This window comes from Spartinivicinus ruber (genome assembly GCF_011009015.1).
In the GTDB taxonomy this organism is placed as follows: Bacteria; Pseudomonadota; Gammaproteobacteria; order Pseudomonadales; family Zooshikellaceae; genus Spartinivicinus; species Spartinivicinus ruber.
Genome location: NZ_CP048878.1, coordinates 2,925,730 through 2,951,328, shown reverse-complemented (window position 1 = coordinate 2,951,328; position 25,599 = coordinate 2,925,730). Strand labels below are relative to the sequence as shown.

The window sequence follows — 25,599 nt, the reverse complement described above, 5'->3', positions numbered from 1 at the left end:
GGCTTTTCTTTTCTAATTACAACAATCTTAAAAACGTGACTTTCGGCTAAATTTCACTATGCTAGTAGCGAATTACAGCGACTAATTTCAATGTGTTGTCTATGTGGCAAGCCAAACTCCGTTTAATTTCTGGCCTTATTTTGTTTAGCTTCGTGCTTACCCACCTGCTTAATCATGCTGCAGGAATCATTAGTTTCCAAATGCAAAATCAATGGCAGCAGTGGTTGCTTGGTCCATGGCAAGCAGGCATTGGCAATATTCTATTAATATCCTCGCTCATTATTCATGCCCTCAATGCCGTTTATAGTATCTACCAACATAACAGCTTAAAGCTGGCCAAATGGCAGAAAACCCAGTTAATAACCGGGTTAATCATTCCATTTTTATTAATCGAACATGTTATTGGAACGTTTATCGCCGAAGAGCTGCTTGGGGTCAATCACGAATATATGTCAGTGCTGGCTATATTTTGGCATGTTGACCCTACCAAAGCCATCATCCAAATGGTTACGTTGTTAGTGGTATGGGGACATGGTTGTATAGGGATTCATTACTGGTTACGGGTGTTCACTGGCTATCGAAAATACCAAACAACATTATTGGGTTTGGCAGTAGTAATTCCCACCCTGGCATTAGCTGGATTTATTTCAGCTGGACAACAGCTGCTTAGGGATTTCTCAGAAGACATTTTGGTGATGCATCTGGCGGAAGCCAACTTAACCAACGAAGTTATTCAAACCATCAATAATTGGGTCACGCAAGGCCGCTATTTATTGATCATTATCATTTTGTCACCTTTTGCTCTGCGGTGGCTGAAACGGTGGATTAAGCAGCAAACCACCGCCACCATTACCTTAGCTAATGGTCATCAAATACCACTTAACCGTGAAGCGACATTGCTTGATAACTTACGCCAAAATAATATCAGTCATGCCGCTGTCTGTGGTGGGCGAGCCCGTTGCACAACTTGTCGCATACGCATCCTCGAAGGTAGTAGCCATTTCCCTCCCCCTTCACCACTAGAGCAACAAGCACTCACTAAAATCAAAGCACCACGGGATGTGCGCTTAGCTTGCCAAAGTCGCCCCAAAGGCTCGGTGACAATTCAGCCCTTAATAAGTCCAAAAGCCTCTCCGAGTGAAAGCCTGAAGCCTGGCGGCCTGGAAGGCCAGGAGCAGGAAGTGGCGATTTTATTTTTGGATTTACGCGAGTCCACCCGCCTGGCAGAACAGCGTTTACCCTACGATGTGTTATTTATTCTCAACCAGTTTTTTTCAGAAATGACTGAAGCACTGGCGCAAACCAAAGGACATTATGCTCAGTTTGCTGGCGATGGCTTGATGGCGCTCTATGGTATTGATAATGACAACCATCAACAGGCTTGCTTTCAAGCGTTAAATGGAGCAAAAGCGATGCTGGCAAAGCTTGAAAAGCTCAACCAACGCGTCGCTTCAGAGCTGGATAAACCATTGCAAATAGGTATTGGCCTGCACTTTGGTCGGGCTATTGTTGGCAGTATGGGACCACCAACCGCAGAAATGGTAAGTGCAATCGGTGATGATGTGAATATAGCTGCCCGCCTGGAAAGCTTATCTAAACAATATCTTGCCCCTGTGATTGTCTCTGCTGCTTTAATCAACCAGGCAGGTATAGAGCGCCCCATGACCACCCTGCATCAGGCGACGTTAAAAGGACGTAAAGATGCTGTCCAATTTTATGCACTCCAAAAAGAGGAGTTAACCTAACCAATATTAGCAAGCATTAAATCATTCAGCTGATTCGTGCCACAGTTTCATAACACTAGATACCTTGTCTGACATCGTCTGTGCTTTATCAGTCCGGGTACCTACTTTTAAGGTGGTGGTAATACGTGGGGCACCCATCTCATGGACTTTTTGGTGACAAGCCTTGATGGCTGTAAAGACATCATCCCAGTCACCCTCAATCAGCGTGCCATAGGCATGCAACTCCCAACTCACACTAGCTTGATCCAAGATAGGCTTACAAGCAGCTACATATTTAGCCAAGGACACACCAACGCCTATGGGGATCAAGCAAAAATCGACAGACACTTGCATAATTCAAAACTCCGTTGTTGCGCTACTTAGGAATGTGCACGAAATAACTTCCGCCTTTGGCCCAATCCATCACTCTTAATTCGACTTAGCCATATTTTTTGCACCCTGCCCAAATGAGCACCTTGGAACAAAAATCTAGCAAGTTACTTCATGCAGGTCCATTACAAGCTTAACCAAGTCCCGATAACAATCCAGTTTCTCAGGGTTACCCCTATTTGACTCACTAGTTGCAGTTAATTTCCAAACAAACTGTGATTGCTGTAGTCGAAAATTTGTCATAGATCTGTAACGATTCGCCACATCAACACCGAAATAAGGCGAGTTAGATATGATTGTAAAAAAGCTACTGTTATGCTTATTATTTTGTGTGCCTCCTGTTCTCGTCACTGCTCAAGAAATACCTCCCACTCCTTTTGAACGCAGTAAAGATTATCAATTACCTTCTGCGACACAAGTCGCCCAATACTTAAAACAGTTAGCAAATAGTTCACCCAAGGCGAGTTTAAAACAACTTGGGATTTCAGCAGGAAATCGACCTATTTATGCATTATTAGTATCTGACAACCCTGCTTTTTTAAACAATGGTGATGGAAAAGCAGAAAAACCCACCGTAATGCTCGTTGGCTCTCAACATGGTAATGAGCCTTCTGGCGCAGAGGGCTTACAAATTCTGGCTAAAGAGTTAATTGCAGGCAATCACCCCTCTTTACTCAAACAATTAAACCTAGTCATTGTTGCCTTAGCTAATCCAGACGGACGAGACCTGAAATCCCGCTATAATGCAGCCAAAACCAACCCTAATGTGGATTACATTGCAGCTTCTGCTGATGAAACCCGGATGTATATTGATGCTCTTAATCAATACCAACCCCATGTTGTTTATGATGTCCATGAGTCGGGAGTTTTTAAGCGAATTCTTACTAAACAGCAGGGTTATATGACAGATGTACAAGCCCAGTTTGAAGTGGGGAATAACCCTAATATTTATCAGCCACTTCGCCAGTATGCTGAACAAACATTTCTTCCACAATTGATTAGTCAGGTTAACCAAGCAGGTTTAGCAGCTGCCCGTTATCGTGGGGAAATTACTCGACTTCAGCAGTCTGTTGCCCGTGGGGGTATCGGTATTTCCAACTTTAGAAACTATGCTGCTATGCGTGGTGCCTTATCTGTGCTGGTTGAAAACCGCCTGGACAGTAAACAAGGCCAATACTCTACTCCACGGAATATTAAGCAACGTGTTGAAAAACAACACTTAAGTACCCTACAATTTCTTAAACTAGTTGCCAAAGACAAAGCTCAGATTTTACAGCTGACTGAGCAAGCACGACGCTTACATCAAAAGCCTGACTACACTGTACCAAAAGTGTACCTGGATATAGCGTTTACCAATAATCCAGAAAGAAAGCTGATAAAAGTCCCTCTAACAGAAGTTCAAACCGGTAAGCAAGTATTTAAAACCTTTAAAAACACTGACACGATCTCTGCACAACGACCGATCAAACCACCTAAAGCTTATGTCGTGGTAAATGAAACGCAAACAGTGGCTGAGCTGCTAAGGGCGCACCATATTCACTATCAAATGATTGATAAACCTACTACCGTACGTGTTGACCGCTGGAGAATAAGGTCAGTAAGTATTGACGAAATACATAAACCTGGTATTCGAGACTGGTTAGATGTAAAGCTGGATCAGCATGCCACAAACTTACGCCTGCAAAAAGGCAATTTAATTATTCCAACCAATCAACTAATGGGCCGTTTTGTTACCTTACTTTTTGATCCACGTTCTTCTACATCGATTTATCAAGAGCCACAGTATCGGGGCCTTTTAATTAAATTTCCCTATTTATTTATCGCGCCAACAAAAGCTCAACAAATTGCCATTGCACAAAACAAATAACGATAGTTAAAACGAATGTCTTTAGCAACGACAACAACCTCTAAAAATCATTCGAGAAAAGTATAACAACAAAAGCCACGTCATTATGCGTGGCTTTGACTCACTCTCCCATCCTTGTTTTTTCACTACTACTCTGCTTCTTTTCCACCCATCCCCTTGATTCAATCATCGTTTTTGCGTCAACATCTATTAATACTGTGGTACAAAATAAAAATAAACCTCATAAAAAAACCATCAAACACATCATCAACCAACCCCCGGCATTTTCCAAACAAGCTTGAGCATAAATTGAACGACTCAAAATTTTAATGTCACTAAACCAAAAGAAAAACCTATCTGATCTGATAAAATACTCAGGCTAGCTATTTACTGGAAATAACTGTAGTATTTCAAATTAAAAAACATTAATTATTATAACTCGATAGTTACTACTTATTAACTATAATTTTTATAAAACAATTTATTTGCTTTTGGATTGAATATTGTCAGTCCATTTTAAGGATTAACAGTGAAAGTGAAAAAACAGTATCTACTATTGTTTGCACTTGGGATTACTCACGCAACAACACAAGCAAACCCTATGGTGCAGCAGCTTAACCCTGTTCAACAAACAAGTCCCATTCAAGGTGGCAACCTCACCGATGCTAGGCTCTTTCTTGCTGAAACCCAGGCAAAACTGGAAAAAATAAATATTTTGAGCAGCAAGGCGGCCTGGATATACAACAACTTTATTACGGATGACTCAGCTGAAATTTCTGCACATTTTAATGAACTATCAACAGCATCTTATGTAAAAGCAGCTACCGATGCAGCTCAATATAATGATTACCCATTAGATCCTGTGACTCGCCGTAAACTGGATTTATTACGTACCAGTTTAACCCTACCAGCACCACAAAATGCCCAGGAAAATACCGAATTAGCTACCATTCAAACCCAGTTAGAAGGTATGTACGGCAAAGGAAAATACTGTCCTAGTGAAGATAAATGCCTTGACCTGACTGAAATGAGTAAAATCATGGCCACTTCCAGAAATGCCGATGAGTTATTGGAAATTTGGCAAGGTTGGCGACAAATTTCTCCACCCATGCGTGCACTTTACGAACGGGAAATAGAGCTGGCTAATAAGGGTGCACAAGAATTAGGGTTTGCCAATTTAAGTGAAATGTGGCGCTCCAAATATGATATGCCCGTTGATGACTTTCCTATAGAGCTGGATCGCCTGTGGGGACAAGTTAAACCCCTTTACGACTCACTACAGTGTCATGTGAAAGCCAAGCTGGGTGAATTTTACGGGAAAGACATCGTTCCACAAGATAAACCTATTCCAGCTCATTTATTAGGGAATATGTGGGCACAAACCTGGGGCAATGTCTATGATTTAGTCAAACCAACAGGCCCTGACAGCTCAATAGACCTAACTAAACAACTTGAGCTACATAATTATGATGAGATGAAAATGGTAAAAACTGCCGAAAACTTCTTCTCATCCTTAGGTTTCGCACCATTACCTGACACCTTTTATCAACGATCACTGTTTATTAAGCCAGCTGATCGAGATGTTGTATGCCATGCCTCTGCTTGGGATATTGATGATAAAGATGATATACGAATCAAGATGTGTATTCAGAAAACTGGTGAGGACTTCTCCACTATTCACCATGAATTAGGCCATAATTACTACCAACGGGCCTATAAAGATCAGCCATTATTATTTAGAGGCAGTGCCAATGATGGTTTTCATGAAGCCGTTGGCGATACCATTGCCCTTTCCATTACTCCTAAATATTTAAAGCAAATTGGTTTAATCAATAAAATTCCAGACCCAGCTAACGACCTGGGAATGTTAATGCGTCAAGCTTTAGATAAAATAGCCTTTTTACCTTTTGGCTTATTAGTTGACCAATGGCGTTGGAAAGTTTTTGCAGGTGAAGTTGCTCCTGAAGATTACAATAAACTATGGTGGGAATTGCGAGAAAAATACCAGGGAGTACGCGCACCTGTCGCGAGGGATGCTAATGCCTTTGACCCAGGTGCTAAATATCATATTCCAGGGAATGTGCCTTATACCCGTTATTTTCTAGCCTTTATTCAGCAGTTTCAATTCCACAAGGCGCTGTGTGAAATAGCAGGCGACCAGGGCCCCATTCACCGCTGTTCAATTTATGGCAGTAAAACAGCTGGCAAACGACTTAAAGATACTCTGACATTAGGCTTAAGTCGCCCATGGCAAGATGCCATGGAAAAATTGACAGGACAACGGGAAATGGATGCCTCTGCTATTTTAGATTATTTTGCCCCATTAAAAGCTTGGTTAGATCAACAAAATAAAGACCGTAACTGTGGTTGATAGTATTATCACCATTGAGTCCTGATTAAGGACTCAATGGTATTTAAAAAATACTATATAGTAGGTAAATAAGTCATAAACCTTGTGCCAAATCGACACATTTTTGTCAAATATCCATTCAAGTCTATTGACATAGAGGCGTTATCTGTTTGTCATATACCACTTAATAAGGGCACCTAAAAATGTACTTGTCCGCATTACTCATTTTTTTAGAGGCCCCCTTTAATTGTGATACTTGATTATAGCTACACAGCAACTACCAAATAAGCTTTTCAACTAACCAGAAGGAAGGAGGGACCCTTCATGTATTATTATTGCCAAAATAAGTCTTTTTTTAATAATTCTCATTTTATTTACAAAACATGTTTACTGGCTCTGCTCCTGTTCTTGAGCTGTTTGGTAGGTAATGCTTTTGGTGAAGAGCCCAGGCCACCAGGAAAAGGTTACACTAACCGACTTATTGTTAAGTTTTATGCCAGTAAAAACTCCATTGCAACGGAAGACTATTTTTTACAATGGAGTCATAATCAAGGTTTCCCATTAACTTATGTGAAAACCTTAGGTACAGGTGCTAATGTCTATCGTCTGAATGAGTACAAATCAGCAACTGATTTAGCTCTGATTATCGATTTAATGCTGAGCAATTACTATATAGAATATGCTGAGCCTGATTGGATTATGACACCAGTTTATAGTCTGCAAAGTTCAACATCTCAACAGCTTAAGCCCAATAAAGAATTGTTAAACCAGCAGTTCAGTCAATCTACAACCATTGCTCTACTTGCTCAGGGATATCCTCAACAAACATCACCTGACTTATTAACCGGCCTACAAATTAATCACCAACCTGAAAGGTACTGTGAAAGCTCAAATTATTATCACAATATAGTTGCCACTGCACTTGCCAGCCTCTTGCTAAATGAGCCAGATAATACATTTACTCATCACCAAACCAATCGAATGAAACTGCTGCCCGTCAAATTAGGTAGTGCTTGTCAAATATTAACCTCTGAGTTGGTAGAAGGCATTATGTGGGCTTCAGGCGTGCAGTTGCCCGGTTACCCTAAGAACCAATATCCAGCACAGGCCATTGTATTACCTATCGCCCTACAAGGGCAGTGCTCCCGACAACTGCAGTGGGCCATTGATCTGGCCGAAGGTAAAGGCAGTATCGTGATTTCAGCACAACCCAATTACCAAACCACTCAACCTACTCCATTATTAACTAACTGTCGTGGACTGATACCTATAGAGTTATTTACTTACTAGTAAGTAATAAAGAACTCGCTTGTTATCTGAATATGCAACAAGCGAGTTCTTTATATTACTGTCTTAAGGTGGGGTAAATTAGTCGTTAGGGTTTCACCTTTTATACCCGTTAATCCAGCATATTTCATAATTAATTGTCGGTTCAGCTCATCTTGCTGTTCATTATCATAAGAATTAGCAACCCCTAAAATAACCATTGGCTCCATCCCAACGCCCACCAAAAACATTGCTGCAGGAGAATTTTGTAGTAAGTTTAATTGCTGCTCGTCAATTGCCTTTAACTGTTGTTTAAGTTGCTTTAACTGCTGCTTGGTCAAAGACTCACCGGGTTGTGTTTCTTCAGCATATTGTTTTAGCAAAGTTATTATTGCTGATGTTGCTGAATGCTGGATACTGGTATTAGCCAGCTCTATTTTTAATTGATGAAGTAACTGTTCAGCAGCAAGGTGAGGAAACCGTTTTAATAACGCATGAGTTAACTGGATTTGCTGATCTTTTGTTGAATTTACAGCATTTTTTGCTGAATTTTGCTTTAATAATTGATTCACTCTCAACTGGGTTTTATCACTGGCAATATTCACTAAAGCTTCTGCTAAGCCCGCAACATTACGCTGCTTAACCCATTGCCGACCTTGATGATAAGCAACAGCACCTATCGCTGTACTAGCAGCAACAGCTGCTGCTACAGCCCCTGCAATAGAAGCTGAAGCAATACCCACTCCAGCTGTACCAGCTGTAGCCAAAGCAGCAGCTCCAACACCAGTTGATGCTGCATAAGCCGCTGCGGAAACTGTTTCTTTTGCCAGGTCAATAGCCTTAGGTAGCACTTTATGTTGCTTGGCCATCCCATAAGCAAAATCAGCTACTGCTGTCGTATTTTGCTCTTCACTCGGCAAATCAACTAGTAGCTGCTGCGAGTTGGCAAAAGCTCCTTTCAGTTGTCTTGTTCTTATTTGCTCTTGATGTAAGTTAATCCCAGCTTTTACAGCTTTAGCTGTTGATAACCCCAATGCAACAGCAGATGAAGCCGTTGAAGCAGTCGCCAAGACAGAGGCAGCTGATGTGGCAATGCCCACCCCTGTCGCTGTACTAACAGCCGTATCCGTTAAACGAGTACCGTTGACAGCTGTATTGGTTAAATAGCGCATTGTTCCCAGCAGCGCATCACTTGTATCAACTACCAGCCCATATAACCCTGCTTTTCCCAACTTACCTTTATTTAGTTCGAGTAAACCAGAGACCAACTGAGGAAAAGACCGCTGCTGGTTAAATAAAGGTTGTTGTAAAAATGCAGAAACTTTTTCTTTGGCTGCCAACTGAAGTTGTTGATTAGACTGCAACTGTTTTACTTTATTTAATAGCTCCTGAGTTTTAATCACCGAACTGGTAACACCAGCCACCGCTTCCGTTAAACCAAGCGCACTGGGAGCTAAGCTTACCATCAACGGCAGCTGAGTTGCCTCTCCCGCAGCCGCCATTTGATCAAGTTGCGTACTGGTATTATGAGCCCGCTGTAAACCACCTCCAAGCTTTGCTTTTTCTTTGACTAAATCAGCCTTTTTGACAGCAGGTTTTCCCTGCTTTAATTCTTGAGCCAAATTCCCTTTCAACGTTTTATGACGAAATTTAATGGGTTGAAATAACTGGCTGATAAAGGACTGCCGTTTTCGCTGAATTTGCGCTTCAATTTTCTGTCCTACCTGTGTAGCATTTGCTAATACAGTACGCCCATTACCCCTTTTAGCAGGGGATAAATTCAAACTTTGCTGGTGTAGTGTTAACAACAATTTTATTTCTGCCATCACTGGATGGCTTTCTACTCCACTAGTATGCTTGGCTGTATCAGCCATATTAAATGGAATACCCAGTTCGGTGAACTGCTGATGCATTAAAGCAATACTATGAGTACCGTATTGTTTTTGAAAGTTTTCAGCACCCACTGTTAGTAGCTGTGCTAACTGGTTTTTTAACTGAATCAATGTACCTAAGGTAGTTTTCTGCAAACTATCCACTTGAGTTTGGGCAGCTGTCTTACTTACAAACTTGCCTGTCAGTGGCGCTAAAGCATGACGCGCTTTTTTAGCCACCATTGACGAGGTCATGCTGACCCAATCAATCAACTCTTGGCTCTCATTGGATTGACTATAACGCACCTGCCGCCAATGCTGTTGTATCGTTTTAAAGAGCTTTTGTCCATTTTCCATCGACTCAGCAGTCTTATCTTGACTGACAAAACCGGTTAAAACATGGTCAGCCTTTATTATGGACTGATCAATAAGGTCTCTAATTACATAGTCAGGACGACGGTTTTGCCATTGACTAATCACCTTGTTCAGTTGATTAATAGCCGTGGTTATGGCGTCAACCTCTAATGGTTTTCCCTCTCCCATAGCCGTTTCAATAGCCGCTAACTGCTCATCACAGCCAATGGACTTAGCTAATAATTCACTAGGCGCCCATTGCTTAGTTTGGATTGTAATTGTTGGTGCACTTTTTGGTTGCGATTGATTGAACGGCCGCCCGGTTTTCACATCAAGTGGGATTAGCTTAGGAGAATGGGTTGTTTGATTGACATTCGCTGTTGCTGGTAGTGGAATCGCTTGTTTATCCAAACGGGATTTTGCCAGGCCTGGCATTGCTACTAATAACCCCAATTTTGCCGCAGTACGTGGTTGCTGAATAAATCCATTCACCACTTGTCGGGATACGCTTGTTAGTTGATTCAGCAACATCAGCTTACATCCACCAGCTAATATATTTAGAATTAATTTACTATACTTTAATGGCTAAAGGCTCTGTGGAACGAGCAGTCGATATCGTTTTGGAGGTATCACCACCATAAGCCTGTAACTGATGCCACCACTGATCAGCCACCTCAATAAAGTGAAATACTACCTCTTGAAACCCAACTGAATTATTAATCTCAGTCATGGCAACTCCATGCCAAAGAATGACATGGTCATCATCGTCTAAAGCAAAACTATAACCCTCTGTAGCCTGGCCTAGTAAATTTTGCTTTAACAGATATTCTGACAGCTGTTTTCTACCAGTATCCGTCAAACGGGTTAATACACCATAAAAATACAGTCGCTCACTGGCACCTGCTAACTCAATATTCAATAGCCAGCGTTGATCATAATTAAAACAATACACCATTTGATCATGGCTACAGATTGCCCCTGTGAAACCAGCAGCATCTAGCCATTGAGTTAATTGTGCGGTTACATTCTGCACAGTAAGCCTCTTTAACCTGGAAAAGAAGTTGTTGGCTATTGTAATGATTTATATGACAAACAAATGACAAAGAGAAACCAAAACAAACGAGCCTTAGTTTCTCAACAAAAGATTAATAAAAATTTACGCGAAATTATAAAATCACTGTGGTGCAGTATTCTGACTCGGCAACTCAACTGTATTACTGGCCAAAACCGGTCCACTATTAACTATTTGACCTACATGCTGACGTAAATCTTTTTCAAAGTAGTGTTGTAATGTCTTAGAAAGCGTTGTTAGATCATGACTGATCATCGTTTTGGGTAATGGGTCAATCCCCAGTGAATTAAGCACCATTCCATACTCGCTTTGCACTTCTGCATATTGATAATACTGATCAAGCTTCGCCAGCAATAAATCCCCTTGTGACTGAATTAGCTCTAGCCGCTCACCCACGCCACTGGTACTTGCTGCCTGGTATTGCTGATAGCGTTGCTTTTCAATATCAGTCGCCCAGGTGGAATACTCCAGGTCTTGTTTCGCTGCCAAATAACTGCGTAATGATAACTCCACCTGAGATAAAACCGCAGAGGTTAATGCTTGACGCTGCATATTGACTAGCTTTAGTCTCGTTTCGTGGAGTAAATTAACATCGGAAATACGTGCCAATTTCATCAAGTCATACGACACTTGGATACCCGCTTCAGCCCAGCTTTGGTTCAGCAGAAAGCTGTTATCGTCATAATAACTGCCCAGGTTAAATGATAAACCAGGCAATAAATCCAGTTTGGCTATCTTGCCTTCTTTTTTGACAATGCGTGACTTATAGTCCATTTCTATTAATTCTGGACGATAACTCAATGCCGCTAACTGGAGCTTTTGTAGCTGGCTAGCACTTAAAGCAGCGGCCGTATTGGTTGCCAAAAGGTTCTGGGAAACCTGAAAGCGACTACCAGGCGGTATATTCATTAACCGTGCTAAATCAGCTTTAGCCAAGGAAAGCTGCTCCTTTTTTTTCATTAAATTTCGCAGGGTTTTCAGTAAGTCGCGACGATACCTTAATGTCAACAACGGCTTTTGCAAAGCACCACGTTGCATTCTTTTAGCGGTATTTAGCGCATACTCAATATCACGCATTACGCGTTTAAGCTTCGTTTCAACTTGCTCTGCCGCTACCACTCGCCAATAGGCTTGCCGTACTTCTTGCACAATATTTTGCACTACTTTTCGGCGCTGCTCTTCTGCAATCAGCACTTTGTTTGCCTGTTGCTTCTGTCGTAAATAACTCACCCCAAAGTCCAAAACATTCCAAACAATACGGGCCTGTGCATTCCATAATTCTTGGTCTTGAGAAGTAGAGGTTTCCAAGGATTCAGTGTCACGAGAGACAGAAAAGCTGCTGGAAGCATTCACATTATCCCGATGTTTATAACCAGCAGAGGCAGCTAATTGAGGCAATAAATCATAGCGAGAAACATCCAATTCACGATTTTTAACCACTTGATCGAGCATTTTTAAGCGATGGGCCAAATTATATTTTAAGGCGCGTGCCATCGCCTCATAAAGCGAAATTTCTCCTCTAACAGGATCCTGATCTTTAAACATTTGTTCAAGGTCAGAGGTCACCCGCTTATTAATCGCTTCTTTATCAACTGGTTTTGGCGTCACCACACAACCGGTAACACACAATACCAAAACCCCAATGGAAGCCTTAACATACCCTACCCGTCCTTGGGCTTTTAACATAGGAAATCCTTCTTTATTATTATGCTGCTTATGTAGGGTAAATTATAGCCAAGGCTCTTGAGCAATCTACCTATTATATTACCCATTAACCACTTCAGGCTGCTCCAGCATATCTTCTAGAGCCTCTAAAAACAGCAGCTGTTCAATTTCAAAACGATTACTGACCAGTTGTAATTGCTCATTAAAGTTGAGCCCGTTTTGCATTAATTGTAGCTGTGCTTCAGTTTTTTTCTGCTTATTTTGCTCACTCGGCTGACTATTTGTGTCATTTGTTGCAGGCTCACCAGTTGTGTTTTCTCCTTGCTTAGCTGGCTCATTGTTAGAATTTGACCCTGCATTATTTGGCTGCTGACTATTGTTATTTATATCTACACCACTTGGTAAACCATTGCCTAGTAACGGTGCAGCAGTAGGATTAGCTTGGTTGTTATTAGTTGATGGGTCACCACTATTAGCTCCTTGATCACTACCTACAGGTTGATTACTCAAGCCACTATCAGCCGGAGATACAGATGTTACTGGGGATAGGGGAGCCCCAGGTGCAGTGGGAGCCACTCCCGAAATGGGTGACGTTGTAGGGGATGGTGTTATTGAGGGTGAGCCGGTTGAAACACTTGGTAGCGATTGTGAGCCAAAACTAACCCGAACACCTGGCTCACCACCAGATACAGCCGAATCACTACCACTGGGGACTAGCTGGCTGGTACCACTGTCACCACTGGAACTAAAACCAACGCCATTAGCCGTGTAAAAATCAAATGCTGCATTAATGCCTAAACCTGCATCTACCCTTTGGGGTAAGCCCGTTGCTATGCCTGTGCTGGCAGTAATCACATCAGCTGTCGTATTAATAGTTGGTATTAAGGTACTCACAACAGGGGTAACAGTTAAGGTAGGCGTGATCGTTTCCAGTACATCAGACAATACAGTGTCTGAGCTTATAGGCTCAAGCACAAAGGTAGCTAAGGGCGTCGTTTCAGCAACAGCAAGTGTCGTATCAACTGCACTATTACCACTTAGTTGGGTGATATTCAGATTGCTGCTTACATCATCAATAATAGTAATGGTAAAAATCCGCTCAAAACGTCCGCCATGACCATCATTAACTGCTACTCGAATACTATAAGTACCCTCATCTATTGCCGATAAATTTTTAGGTTTGAGTAGGTTATTGGTAATGGTAAATAAACCATTGTGTTGACTACCCACACCAGTAACCAAACTGTAATTATGGGTATCATCCGTATCTACATCCGTTGTTGCAAAGGTCCCTATTAAACCAGTGGTATTGGATTTCCTAATCACATCACTAGATAGACTGATTGCAGTTGGTGCATCATTAACCTGTACTACACCTACTGTAGAGCTAATATTAAACGCCCCTGCATCCTGCCCACCATTGGCTATGCCACCGTTGTCGGATAATTTGGTTAGTGTGACTACCCGCTCAACGGTATCAGGGAATTGACTATTATTTTGATAGCTCATGCCATTGACCAAGGCTTGCATAGCTATAACCGATAACGAGCCTCCCGTTAAATTCACGTGGGCTGTCGTCCCTACCACACTAACGGTATAGCTTAGATTATTAACCGAGGTTATACCGGTACGACCATCCACTAGCCTGATCCGAGTTCCATCAACATTAATGATTTCGTTAATACCATCCTTAATGTTGCTAACCTTGAAACTCAACCCTGTTAATGTTTGACCTGATTCAACCGTATCAATGGTGGTGCCATTGAATAAGCTCACTGCAGCACCGTCTTCAATGTAAGTAGGATTACTGGCCGTGCTACTTAATGTGGGTGCATCATTGTTTGCCACCACTGTCACTGTCGAGGCAATCGCCAATGAGCCAGTATTATCACCACCATTGGCCGTACCACCATTGTCCTGAATGCTGGTTAAGGTTACTACCCGATTCGCTGTAGTCGGTGTTTGGCTGTTATTTTGATAGCTCATATTATCAACTAGCGATTGAGCCGACGCCGCAGATAAGTTGCCTCCCGTCAGTGAAATGGTTGCAGTTGTGCCCACTACCGTCACGTTATAGTTCAGGCCATTGGTCGCGGTGGTGCCACTATTGCCATGGGTCAACACCACTGAGACACCATCCACAACAATGACTTCGCTGTTTCCATCACTGATATTACTTACCGTAAAGGTCATCCCAGTAATCGTTTGACCCACTTCTACTGTGCTAATGCTAGTACCATTAAACAGGCTGGCTACCGCGCCCCCTTCGGTAAAGGTCGGGTTGCTGGCATTAGCCGTTAGCGTCGGCTCATCATTTACCCCCACCACCGTCACAGTCGAAGCCACAGAAATAGACGCCGTATCATCCCCACCATTGGCGGTACCACCACTGTCTTGAATACTGGTTAACGTCACCACCCGGTTGCTGGTGCTGGGGGTATTGCTGTTGTTCTGATAACTCATGTTATCAATCAGGGTTTGCGTGGTGGCGGTGGACATCGTGCCGCCGGTCAATGCCACGGTGGCCGTCGTTCCCACCACGGTAACGCTATAACTCAAGCTATTACCCGCCGTACTGCCGCTGGTGCCATGGGTCAGCACTATCGCCGTGCCATCAATATTGATCACCTCATTGATCCCGTTGGCCACATTGGACACGGTAAAAGTAAAGCCCTTGATGGTTTGCCCCGCTTCCACAGTACTGATACTGGTGCCATTAAACAGGCTGCCCGCTGCCCCGCCTTCGGTAAAGGTGGGGTTGCTGCCATTGGCGGTTAGCGTCGGTTCGTCATTGTTTTGCACCACGGTGACAGTGGATGCCACTGCCAATGAGCCAGTGTTATCACCGCCATTAGCGGTACCCCCGCTGTCCTGGATGCTGGTTAAGGTCACTACCCGGTTACTGGTGCTTGGCGAGTTACTGTTATTCTGGTAACTCATGTTGTCGATCATGGTTTCTGCCGCTGCCACTGACAGGTTGCCCCCGGTCATAGTCACCGTAGCCGTAGTGCCAATCACCATCACGCTGTAATTCAAACTATTCCCTGCGGTGCTGCCATTGGTGCCATGGGTCAGCACAATCGTCGTGCCATCAATATTGATTCGCTCATTGCTGCCATTGGTGACATTGGTAATGGTAAAGCTCAGCCCCGTGATATTTTGCCCCGATTCCACCGTATTGATATTGGTACCGGTAAACAGGCTAGCTGCCGCGCCCCCTTCCGTAAAAGTGGGGTTACTGGCATTAGCGGTTAAGGTCGGCTCATCGTTTACCCCCACCACTGTCACGGTCGAAGCCACAGAAATAGACGCCGTATCATCCCCGCCATTGGCCGTACCACCACTGTCTTGAATACTGGTTAACGTCACCACCCGGTTGCTGGTGCTGGGGGTATTGCTGTTGTTCTGATAACTCATGTTATCAATCAAGGTTTGCGTGGTGGCGGTGGACATGGTGCCGCCAGTCAGCGCCACAGTGGCGGTCGTACCCACCACGGTAACGCTATAGCTCAAGCTATTGCCCGCCGTGCTGCCACTGGTGCCATGGGTCAGCACTATCGCGGTACCATCGATATTGATCACTTCATTAATGCCGTTGGCCACATTGGACACGGTAAAGGTGAAGCCCTTGATGGTTTGGCCCGCTTCCACAGTACTGATACTGGTGCCATTAAACAGACTGCCGGCTGCGCCGCCTTCGGTAAAGGTGGGGTTGCTGCCATTGGCGGTTAGCGTCGGCTCATCGTTGTTTTGCACCACGGTGACAGTGGATGCCACTGCCAATGAGCCAGTGTTATCACCGCCATTGGCCGTACCACCACTGTCCTGGATGCTGGTTAAGGTCACTACCCGGTTACTGGTGCTGGGGGAATTACTGTTGTTCTGGTAACTCATGTTGTCTACCAATGTCTGAGTTGCAGCAGTAGACATATTGCCACCCGTCATGGTCACCGTAGCCGTAGTGCCAATCACCATCACACTGTAGTTCAGGCTATTCCCCGCCGTACTGCCGTTAGTGCCATGGGTCAGTACAATAGTGGTGCCATCCACATTAATCCGCTCATTACTACCATTGGTGACATTGGTGATAGTAAAACTCAGCCCAGTAATGGTTTGACCAGCTTCTACCGTGCTAATACTGGTTCCGTTAAATAGACTGGCCGCCGCACCCCCTTCAGTAAAGGTCGGGTTACTGGCATTAGCCGTTAAGGTAGGTTCATCATTGACTCCAACTACGGTAACCGTCGAAGCAATAGCGACAGAAGCAGTATCATCCCCACCATTGGCGGTACCACCACTGTCTTGAATACTGGTTAACGTCACCACCCGGTTGCTGGTGCTAGGCGTGTTGCTGTTATTCTGATAGCTCATATTGTCTATCATGTTTTGAGTAGCCGCAGTTGACAGCGTGCCCCCAGTTAAGGAAACCGTCGCAGTCGTGCCAATGACCATCACACTGTAATTCAAGCTATTAGTAGCGGTGCTACCACTCGTGCCATGGGTCAACATAATCGCCGTGCCATCAATATTGATGATTTCACTACTGCCATTGGTAACGTTCGTTACCGTAAACGTCAGTCCTTTAATAGTTTGTCCGGCTTCTACCGTACTGATACTGGTACCGCTATATAAGCTGGCAGCTGCGCCCCCTTCGGTAAAGGTGGGGTTACTACCATTGGCAGTTAAGGTGGGTTCATCGTTGTTTTGAACCACGGTTACGGTGGAGGCAATCGCTAATGAGCCAGTGTTATCACCGCCATTGGCCGTACCACCACTATCCTGAATACTGGTTAAGGTCACTACCCGATTACTGGTGCTAGGCGAGTTACTGTTATTCTGGTAACTCATATTGTCCACCATGGTTTGCGCAGCAGCAGCTGACAAGCTACCCCCTGTCAGCGATATGGTGGCAGTGGTGCCAATGACACTCACTGAGTAATTTAAGCTATTGCTCGCAGTAGAGCCATTAGTGCCATGGGTCAGCACAATCGTCGTGCCATCGATATTGACCCGCTCATTACTGCCATTAGTCACATTGGTGACGGTAAAGGTTAGGCCACTGACAGTCTGTCCTGACTCAACTGTACTGATATTAGTACCACTAAACAGGCTGGCTGCCGCCCCCCCTTCAGTAAAAGTGGGGTCACTAGCGTTAGACGTTAAGGTAGGTTCATCATTGACTCCAACTACGGTAACCGTCGAAGCAATAGCGACAGAAGCAGTATCATCCCCACCATTGGCGGTACCACCACTGTCTTGAATACTGGTTAACGTCACCACCCGGTTGCTGGTGCTAGGCGTGTTGCTGTTATTCTGATAGCTCATATTGTCTATCATGTTTTGAGTAGCCGCAGTTGACAGCGTGCCCCCAGTTAAGGAAACCGTCGCAGTCGTGCCAATGACCATCACACTGTAATTCAAGCTATTAGTAGCGGTGCTACCACTCGTGCCATGGGTCAACATAATCGCCGTGCCATCAATATTGATGATTTCACTACTGCCATTGGTAACGTTCGTTACCGTAAACGTCAGTCCTTTAATAGTTTGTCCGGCTTCTACCGTACTGATACTGGTACCGCTATATAAGCTGGCAGCTGCGTCCCCTTCGGTAAAGGTGGGGTTACTACCATTGGCAGTTAAGGTGGGTTCATCGTTGTTTTGAACCACGGTTACGGTGGAGGCAATCGCTAATGAGCCAGTGTTATCACCGCCATTGGCCGTACCACCACTATCCTGAATACTGGTTAAGGTCACTACCCGATTACTGGTGCTAGGCGAGTTACTGTTATTCTGGTAACTCATATTGTCCACCATGGTTTGCGCAGCAGCAGCTGACAAGCTACCCCCTGTCAGCGATATGGTGGCAGTGGTGCCAATGACACTCACTGAGTAATTTAAGCTATTGCTCGCAGTAGAGCCATTAGTGCCATGGGTCAGCACAATCGTCGTGCCATCGATATTGACCCGCTCATTACTGCCATTAGTCACATTGGTGACGGTAAAGGTTAGGCCACTGACAGTCTGTCCTGACTCAACTGTACTGATATTAGTACCACTAAACAGGCTGGCTGCCGCCCCCCCTTCAGTAAAAGTGGGGTCACTAGCGTTAGACGTTAAGGTAGGTTCATCGTTGACAGCCGTCATTACAATAGTTCGTGTATCCGAACCACTGGCTGCATTTTTATCCGTAGCGGTAAATGTTATTGTGCGATTAGATGTCCCAGGATCATCAGTAGTCGAGTCATAACGAATTGACTGCAATACTTCCTGTACATTGGCATTCGTAGCGTCGCTGTCAAAGGTAATAGTCAGTTTGGTACCACCAGTGACAATACCCCCGCTCCCACTCAAATCACCTATATCAACGCCATTAGCAAAAATATTGGTACCACTAATCGTAATCGCCGTACCATCGCCATCACTGTCCACAATACTGATGCGATCCCCTGCTTCAGCGTTGCCAGTAATTTGCACGGAAAGGGAACCCCCATTCCATTCAGCATCACCATCCGAGTCACTGACAGTGGCAGCACCATCTATCTGACCCGCTGCATTTCCTTCGGTATAAGCTAAATTAGTGTCATTGACAGAAATAGCAGGGGTTGCATTGGCAGGAATTTCCGCCCCTACTTTTAAGTTATCCATGAAGATCCAGTGAGTATTAGCAACCACCTTCACTTCATCAACAGAGCCCCAATTTAAAGTCCAGGTACCAGAGCTGGTATCTGCAGCATTAAACCCTTGCGACTCTACTTGCACACCATTGCGAAAGCCATAAAAGGTAATGGTGGCATTGGCAGGATTTCCTGCGGTATCAATAACGTAATCGATACTGGTAAATTTAAAGTTAGAGCTATCGCTGGTATAAAAACGAGTACCAGTCGTATTAACATTGTCAGTTAAACTGCCTTCATGAGCATAAATACCCGTTTCACCTCCAAATCCATTAAATCGCCAACCATCATAAGAAATATCATCAATGACTGTGCCATTAGCAATAACTGCTGTATCAGCCAGTCCCAGCCCTTCATAATTAGTGGTCTGATCACTGGAAATAGGTAAGGCAAATAAATAATCATAGGCGGCAATTGCCTCCTCTGAAAACGGTGTATCGGTAGTGATATTGCCAGTGTTGTATTCTAAATCCCAATCCCCACTCAAATCACTGTTACCGGTATCATCCGTTGAAGCAGCAATATCAGCATCAGTTAAACCAGCCAGTGCTTGAACAAATGCTTCTCCAGCTGCACCACGGCCAACATCACAACCATATAAAAGAATATCCCCACGATCATTCCCTACACTATTAAGTGACTGACCTATCGCTGTTAAATAACTGGCATGATTATTCAGAGTATTGACATCAAGAATAGTATTTCCTAAAAATAATTTACCATCATCCCCATGGGAAACTATGTGAATAGCATCCACCTGTCGGCCACTCAAGCTGTTAGCGATTTGCTCTACGCCATTTTGATCAGCATTTAATACCACGACCTCCAGGTTATCGCCTAAACCATCCACTAGTGATTCATAATCGATTACTCGACTATCAATAAAAACCACTTCTTTTCGGGTATCATTATTATTTTCTGCTTCATTCGCCGTATTTAACGCTTGTAACAAATCTTGAGCAGCAGCGTCATCATTTGCCGGTTGAGGTTCAACAGGTTGTTGAGCTGCATCAACAGCAGTTGCCACCGCAGCTCCATCAAATAAATAGCGTTTTTCTAAAGGCAGTAACAAAGAAGCGTACATTGTTGGCAATGGAGAAACATCTGTATTCTTTAATGATGAAGAACAGTTTTTTACCTGTTGACATAAAACATTTAAATTTCCATTAAAAAATTTAAACGGCGTAAAGCTAAACAGGTTTTTGATGTAGTGACGCATACAATTGCCTCCAGCGTATAGCCTCTTTGCATCGGCTATAAATTGACCTTAACCTAACTTCTCAATTAATTATGTAAATACAGCTTCATATAAATAAGCTCCTTCCTGGATATGGTCCGATTGATGATCCCTACCAACCGGCACTAAAAAAAGTGATAATTCACCCATTATTTCATGGTTCAACTGATAAATTTGTTGGGGTAAAAAGCACTCGGCATCTCCCTTAAACAATAAAGAAAACTGATCTCTCTGGTTTTCTCCCTGAGCTTTTCTAAGCACTTTTACTTCAGCCAATTCAAGGATCAATTCACTTTTATTAGTTTTTATAATAAAAGGTGTGTTTATTTCTTTATTAAAATCCTGGTGCGTTAACGTTGCTAGCATTCCCTTTATTTCCGATTAATTAAAATTCCATTTCCAACCTGCTTACCCATTAAAAGTAGGTACATTTAACACCCCGTGCACCTACTTTTCTAACACACATATACTATTAACTTCGACTAGGATAAATACCCATTAATGCCATACAAAAATTTACAGCCAAAAATGGCTGCCGATTTTCATGCCCCTGCCCAAGCCCTGTCTCAGTTAAAGATGATGGTGACAATGGCATTAAATTTTCTGGATTATTGTATGTATCAATTGGATAAAAGCGTCCACCTCGACCCGGTGTTCCTCCTCTTGCTAAATAATCAGCGGCTGTTTCCGTTTCTACCGCATCAATATCTTCAGCATACATTTGGTGAGTGTGTTTCGGCATGGAGGCTTGAGTTAAGATGACTTCTTCTGTTCCTCCTTTTTCCGCTAATAGCCTAGGTGTAAGTCCTGGGCCATTTCCAGGATTCATGGGGGCACGCCCTTGAAGATTAGGAATTCCCATCGTGGTGCGACCATCACCACCATAAATGGTACCAATCAAAGAAAAGAGTGCCGTATTTTCGGCTATCGATAGTAATCCACCATCACAGTATGCCCAACCACGAGGTGCATAATTACAACCCCACATTTGAATTTGTGCAATAAAGGGTTCTGACATAGTTTGTAGCTCCTACATATAAAGTTAAGGCGACTCTAAAAATAGTAATTTTTAGAGATTCCTTTAATTTCGTTGGGGGTAAATACCTTGTAGTGCAATAATAAAATTGACGCATAAAAATGGCATAACATTATTGTGCGGTTGATCTCCTCCGGTATTACCTACTTGGCTTGGTGACATGGCAACTAAATTCGCGTGTGTTGATGAATAAATCGGTTGTCCATTTGCCAATACCCGGCTTTGGGGCTCTATGCTATCTGCCGCATTATTACTTCCTTGCAACTGGTGTGTATGAGCAGGCATTTGTGGAACCGTCAACGTCACTTCCTCTACTCCCATCCGCTCACCAATACTACGTGGGGTTAAACCTGGACCAGTGCCTTGGTTTACCGGTAATCGACCACGCATGTCCGGTAAGGCAAAAGTGCTTCTGCCATCGCCACCATAACGGTTTCCCAGCAACGAGAATAACGCACCATTTTCAGTCACAGGAATCAGGTTATTATCACAAAAAGCCCAGTGTACCGGTGCAAAATTACCAGCAAAGATTCTGATTTCACCAATATAGGGTTCAGCCATCATTCAATTCCTTTTTCATAAATTAAGTATTTTTGCCATTAATTAGGGTGCCTCTATAAATATAAATAGTAATTTTTAGAGGTTTCCATTAGCTTCTTGGTGGAAATAAACCTGTCAATGCAATGCAAAAATTTATTACCTGGGATGGCTGCATATTAAAATGAGCTTCGCCACCCCCAGTAGCCATCAGGGAATTTCCCATCTCCACTAAATTGGTGGCTGGACCATAGATATTTCTACCACTAGGCTCCATGGCTAACACTTGGTTACTTGGTTCATTGGTTTCTGCTGGTTGACTATTCGCTTGCATTTGATGGGTATGACGAGGCAAGTTTTCAACGGTTAACCGAACCGTTTCACTGCCTCCTTTTTCTCCTAATTGGTAACCATTACCCATGTGAATGGGTACACGGCCTTGTAAATTTGGTAAACCAAATGTGGTACGACCATCACCTCCATATGCAACCCCTAATAATGAAAACAAACTTGGATTATTGGCAATGGGTAAATTTTGTCCATCACATTTGGCCCAGGTTCTAGGTGCAAAATCAAACCCAAACATATTTATTTGACTAATATACGGTTCAGACATATTCGACCCTTCCTTTGTTTTTATTACAAAATAGTCACAGGCAACTTATTACTTACATGACAACTCCCTTGCTCATGCACTCATTTCTTTGACAGTGGGATACCAAATCATACGCTCGTAAGGAGTAGCAGACTGCTCAACTTGAAAACCCAGTTTTAAATAAAGGTTTTTAGCAGCCCAATTATTAGCATAAACACTGAGCAATAAGGGGGCACAGGTTTTTCCTGCTGCAATTTGTAGTGCTTGAATAACACCTTTTCCATAGCCTTTTCCCCTTGCCTCAAGAATAAAAGCAATATCTATGACGTGGATCACCTCATTAGTAAAATCTAAGGTAACTCTTCCAATGGATTGCTGTTGTTTTTCAATAATAAAATAGCAAGCATTGGGAAACATATTGCTATAGCCAACTGTTTGTGCCTGATATTGTTGTGCAATAAGCTCACTAATAAACTCCCCATGAGCATTAATATACTGCAGATCACTTCGAGTAGAATGATAAAGTAATTTAAGAAAATACTTATCTGCATCAGTGGCTGGGCGAATGACAAGTCCTTGAGGTAATTTCAAATTATCCGTTGAAGCGCTCATTTCAATTCCGTGACATGTTAAAAGTAAAAAGTGACTACTTCTACTTCTCCTTGTTTAATTATATACATCAGCTAGATTAACCGTTATATTATTTTCCCTAGCACAACTTGTGAAAAGCGACGACCAATATAAAAAGGTCAGCAAGAATTCTGTGACATTTAAAAGCCACAATGGGTTATTTCTAAAAAGACTATTTAAAGAAGAATCTAACAATTAAAACTGAGTTTCTCTGATAAGCACCTGCAATACTGAGCTAAATAAAGAGTAAATAATACTATAAGATTGCGTTTCTATTACCACTGTGCCACGAATAACCTGGCGAAGCACAGGAATATCTTCACTGACTTGTAAACGTACCTTAAATAACGCCTGTTCGCTATTTAGCTTGCCATTATTTCCCTTTCGTACAGCAATATCTCCACCATAAATAGAAGCTAAATAAGGTTGCTGCAGCTGTGCACTATGAATTAACTCAATTTCAGTGACTCGGCATTTAAAACTTGGCCAATCTGGGTCTTCTGGATAAAATTCCCCCATACTACCCACCTTAACCAGAGGTAAGTCTTTTTCTTTTACATAAGCTTCAACAAACCGGCTATTATTATTAACCAATAAAGCAAGTTGTTGTTTTGGATTAACCCACCGATTTTGCGTTAATCCTGTAGTAACTGACATAACTTCTCCAGCAAATGTACTTTTAATCACTAAATTTGCTAGCTCAGCCTCTAAGCCGGTGATTTTATTTTTTATTTCAGCTAACTGTTTTGCAATAATTGGCACTGTATCGATCATTTCCACGGTGGTAGCCCGTCGATCCAACGCCAGTTGAAATGCTTGATATCGCGCTTCTGCTAATGCCAACTGATAATTCAATGATGGTGAATACAACTCGAAAAGTGTATCACCAGCCTCAACCCGATTTCCTACCTGAACATTCACTTTTGCTATTTGTGCAGCTGAAGAGGGAAATAAATATTGATATTGTTTAGCACGTATGATTGCCGGCACATCAATATGCACCTGCCAGGGAATAATAAAAAAAACTACAATAACAGCAAAAAATAGTAGCCAAAGGCATTTTCGCCAAACTGAAATATCAGCTTTATATTTCCACCACACAGCTACCTCCCGAAAAATAGGGGTAAAAATTAAATAATAAATTTCGATAATAAATAAAAGGATTCCCAACGCTTTAAATGCCAGATTATAAACCAGCACAGCAATCCCTAAAAATAATACTAAACGGTAAAGCCAGGTACCAAAGGCATATAATATCAACCAAAATTGTTTTCTTGATGAAAATAACTCTGGCGGCTCAAAGCCAATACCTAATAATCTTTCTCGTAGCCACCAACGTGCTAAAGCAAAAGCACGAGGTTGTAGATTGGGAATATCAAAATAGTCTGCCACTAAATAATAGCCATCAAATCGCATAAATGGGTTAAGATTAACCGCCAAGCTAAATATCCATGAAGTGGTAGCAATAATAAAGGTGACTGTTTTAAAAACCCCTTGGGGTAAAAAGCTCCAACAGAAGGCAGCAATACCAGCAATAGCCAGCTCCGTCATAACACCTGCAATCGCAATGGTTGCCCGAGATTGTTTGTTTGTTAGCTTCCAAGCTTCAGTCGCATCTGTATAGAGCACTGGCCAAAACACCATAAAAGCCACTCCCATGGTCGGAACTCTGACACCATAATGTTTACAAGCATAAGCATGACCAAACTCGTGGGCAATTTTCACGACACATAAGCTGATCATAAATATTACTGCACCTTGAAAGCTAAATAAATAACTAAAGGTATGTAAAAAAGTATCCAGTTGTCGTGTAATCAAAAATAAACCTAAAGCACTGAGTAATAATACACACCAAAGCCACACTTTACTGAATAAGAACCGAATGTGAGGATAGGTTTTAGTTAAAAACCGATCGGGCCGCAACAGTGGAATACGTAAAAATAAATAATGTTGCGCTAACCAGCTATGCCAAGATTTTTTGATACGCTGATAGCGTTCATCAAATAACTGGAAAGCCCCCTGATGGGTTATTTTCAATAGCTCATTTTGCTGTAAAAAAGTAAACAATTTTTCAACATCTACAACACTCACCTTACCCGGAAGGACTTGATTAGTGCCCGCTAAAATATCAGCGACAACACTTTTATACCAATTGGCTAACAGCTGAAATTCACGCCAACCCAGGCGAAAAAAACGGTTGCTGGCGGGGTCGTGTAATGTCCAGGTTGGCGCCCCCTGTTGATCTCGAGGGCCTGGCACTAATTGAATTTCCTGTCTTAATGGCGGCAGTATTGAGTGCAATTGTAAGCTTACGGTGGGTTCCATTCCCTATCCTTTACAACTGTCAGCCTA

15 protein-coding genes are annotated in these 25,599 nt (G+C 42.8%); 4 read left to right on the top strand and 11 right to left on the bottom strand.

Going from position 1 to position 25,599, the window contains the following annotated elements; genetic code table 11:
* Positions 1–101: 101 nt before the first annotated feature.
* Positions 102–1,745, top strand: a complete 1,644-nt coding sequence (locus G4Y78_RS13880; protein ID WP_163833586.1) for an adenylate/guanylate cyclase domain-containing protein — start codon at positions 102–104, stop codon at positions 1,743–1,745.
* A gap of 21 nt (positions 1,746–1,766) precedes the next feature.
* On the opposite strand, the gene G4Y78_RS13875 is transcribed toward G4Y78_RS13880, so the two are convergent.
* Positions 1,767–2,078, bottom strand: a complete 312-nt coding sequence (locus G4Y78_RS13875; RefSeq protein ID WP_163833585.1) for an MTH1187 family thiamine-binding protein — start codon at positions 2,076–2,078, stop codon at positions 1,767–1,769.
* 328 nt (positions 2,079–2,406) lie between these two features.
* Between G4Y78_RS13875 and G4Y78_RS13870 the strand changes: the two genes are divergently transcribed.
* From G4Y78_RS13870 to G4Y78_RS13860, 3 genes are all read left to right on the top strand, one after another.
* Complete coding sequence (locus tag G4Y78_RS13870; protein ID WP_163833584.1) at positions 2,407–3,981, top strand: M14 family zinc carboxypeptidase; 1,575 nt, start codon at positions 2,407–2,409, stop codon at positions 3,979–3,981.
* 508 nt (positions 3,982–4,489) lie between these two features.
* Entirely contained in the window at positions 4,490–6,331 is a 1,842-nt protein-coding gene (locus G4Y78_RS13865; protein WP_230425737.1) for a M2 family metallopeptidase, read from the top strand.
* Positions 6,332–6,718: 387 nt separating this feature from the next.
* Positions 6,719–7,600 (top strand): S8/S53 family peptidase, encoded by an 882-nt coding sequence (locus G4Y78_RS13860; RefSeq protein WP_163833583.1) that lies wholly within the window; start codon positions 6,719–6,721, stop codon positions 7,598–7,600.
* Positions 7,601–7,650: 50 nt separating this feature from the next.
* Here G4Y78_RS13860 and G4Y78_RS13855 read toward each other — a convergent pair whose 3' ends face one another.
* From G4Y78_RS13855 to G4Y78_RS13810, 10 genes are all read right to left on the bottom strand, one after another.
* Positions 7,651–10,332, bottom strand: coding sequence for a hypothetical protein (locus G4Y78_RS13855; protein ID WP_163833582.1), 2,682 nt, complete (start codon positions 10,330–10,332; stop codon positions 7,651–7,653).
* Positions 10,333–10,372: 40 nt separating this feature from the next.
* On the bottom strand, positions 10,373–10,834 hold the full coding sequence (locus G4Y78_RS13850; protein WP_163833581.1) for a type III secretion system chaperone: 462 nt from the start codon (positions 10,832–10,834) through the stop codon (positions 10,373–10,375).
* A gap of 141 nt (positions 10,835–10,975) precedes the next feature.
* A complete protein-coding gene (locus G4Y78_RS13845; protein WP_163833580.1) occupies positions 10,976–12,559 on the bottom strand; it encodes a TolC family protein in 1,584 nt (527 codons plus the stop codon).
* A 78-nt stretch (positions 12,560–12,637) separates the two neighbouring features.
* Positions 12,638–20,431: a DUF4347 domain-containing protein gene (locus tag G4Y78_RS13840; RefSeq protein ID WP_163833579.1), complete on the bottom strand. Its 7,794-nt coding sequence runs from the start codon at positions 20,429–20,431 to the stop codon at positions 12,638–12,640.
* Between the two features lie 69 nt (positions 20,432–20,500).
* A complete protein-coding gene (locus G4Y78_RS13835) occupies positions 20,501–20,815 on the bottom strand; it encodes a DUF6916 family protein (RefSeq protein ID WP_163833578.1) in 315 nt (104 codons plus the stop codon).
* Positions 20,816–20,921: 106 nt separating this feature from the next.
* Entirely contained in the window at positions 20,922–21,467 is a 546-nt protein-coding gene (locus tag G4Y78_RS13830; protein WP_163833577.1) for a phage tail protein, read from the bottom strand.
* A 63-nt stretch (positions 21,468–21,530) separates the two neighbouring features.
* On the bottom strand, positions 21,531–22,049 hold the full coding sequence (locus G4Y78_RS13825; RefSeq protein WP_230425736.1) for a phage tail protein: 519 nt from the start codon (positions 22,047–22,049) through the stop codon (positions 21,531–21,533).
* A gap of 85 nt (positions 22,050–22,134) precedes the next feature.
* The gene (locus G4Y78_RS13820) at positions 22,135–22,638 is read right to left on the bottom strand and encodes a phage tail protein (protein WP_163833576.1); all 504 of its coding nucleotides are present in this window, start codon (positions 22,636–22,638) and stop codon (positions 22,135–22,137) included.
* Between the two features lie 72 nt (positions 22,639–22,710).
* Positions 22,711–23,229 (bottom strand): GNAT family N-acetyltransferase, encoded by a 519-nt coding sequence (locus G4Y78_RS13815; protein WP_163833575.1) that lies wholly within the window; start codon positions 23,227–23,229, stop codon positions 22,711–22,713.
* A 213-nt stretch (positions 23,230–23,442) separates the two neighbouring features.
* Positions 23,443–25,572 carry a site-2 protease family protein gene (locus G4Y78_RS13810; RefSeq protein ID WP_163833574.1) on the bottom strand — a complete coding sequence of 710 codons (2,130 nt, stop codon included), beginning with the start codon at positions 25,570–25,572 and terminating at the stop codon, positions 23,443–23,445.
* Between the last annotated feature and the right edge of the window lie 27 nt (positions 25,573–25,599).

Excerpts from the sequence above, each read along its gene's own strand:
- G4Y78_RS13835 (WP_163833578.1), bottom strand. The coding sequence starts at position 20,815 with ATGCTAGCAACGTTAACGCACCAGGATTTTAATAAAGAAATAAACACA.
- G4Y78_RS13815 (WP_163833575.1), bottom strand. The coding sequence starts at position 23,229 with ATGAGCGCTTCAACGGATAATTTGAAATTACCTCAAGGACTTGTCATT.
- G4Y78_RS13870 (WP_163833584.1), top strand. The coding sequence starts at position 2,407 with ATGATTGTAAAAAAGCTACTGTTATGCTTATTATTTTGTGTGCCTCCT.
- G4Y78_RS13820 (WP_163833576.1), bottom strand. The coding sequence starts at position 22,638 with ATGTCTGAACCGTATATTAGTCAAATAAATATGTTTGGGTTTGATTTT.
- G4Y78_RS13810 (WP_163833574.1), bottom strand. The coding sequence starts at position 25,572 with ATGGAACCCACCGTAAGCTTACAATTGCACTCAATACTGCCGCCATTA.
- G4Y78_RS13880 (WP_163833586.1), top strand. The coding sequence starts at position 102 with ATGTGGCAAGCCAAACTCCGTTTAATTTCTGGCCTTATTTTGTTTAGC.
- G4Y78_RS13825 (WP_230425736.1), bottom strand. The coding sequence starts at position 22,049 with ATGATGGCTGAACCCTATATTGGTGAAATCAGAATCTTTGCTGGTAAT.
- G4Y78_RS13840 (WP_163833579.1), bottom strand. The coding sequence starts at position 20,431 with ATGCGTCACTACATCAAAAACCTGTTTAGCTTTACGCCGTTTAAATTT.
- G4Y78_RS13875 (WP_163833585.1), bottom strand. The coding sequence starts at position 2,078 with ATGCAAGTGTCTGTCGATTTTTGCTTGATCCCCATAGGCGTTGGTGTG.
- G4Y78_RS13845 (WP_163833580.1), bottom strand. The coding sequence starts at position 12,559 with ATGTTAAAAGCCCAAGGACGGGTAGGGTATGTTAAGGCTTCCATTGGG.
- G4Y78_RS13830 (WP_163833577.1), bottom strand. The coding sequence starts at position 21,467 with ATGTCAGAACCCTTTATTGCACAAATTCAAATGTGGGGTTGTAATTAT.
- G4Y78_RS13855 (WP_163833582.1), bottom strand. The coding sequence starts at position 10,332 with ATGTTGCTGAATCAACTAACAAGCGTATCCCGACAAGTGGTGAATGGA.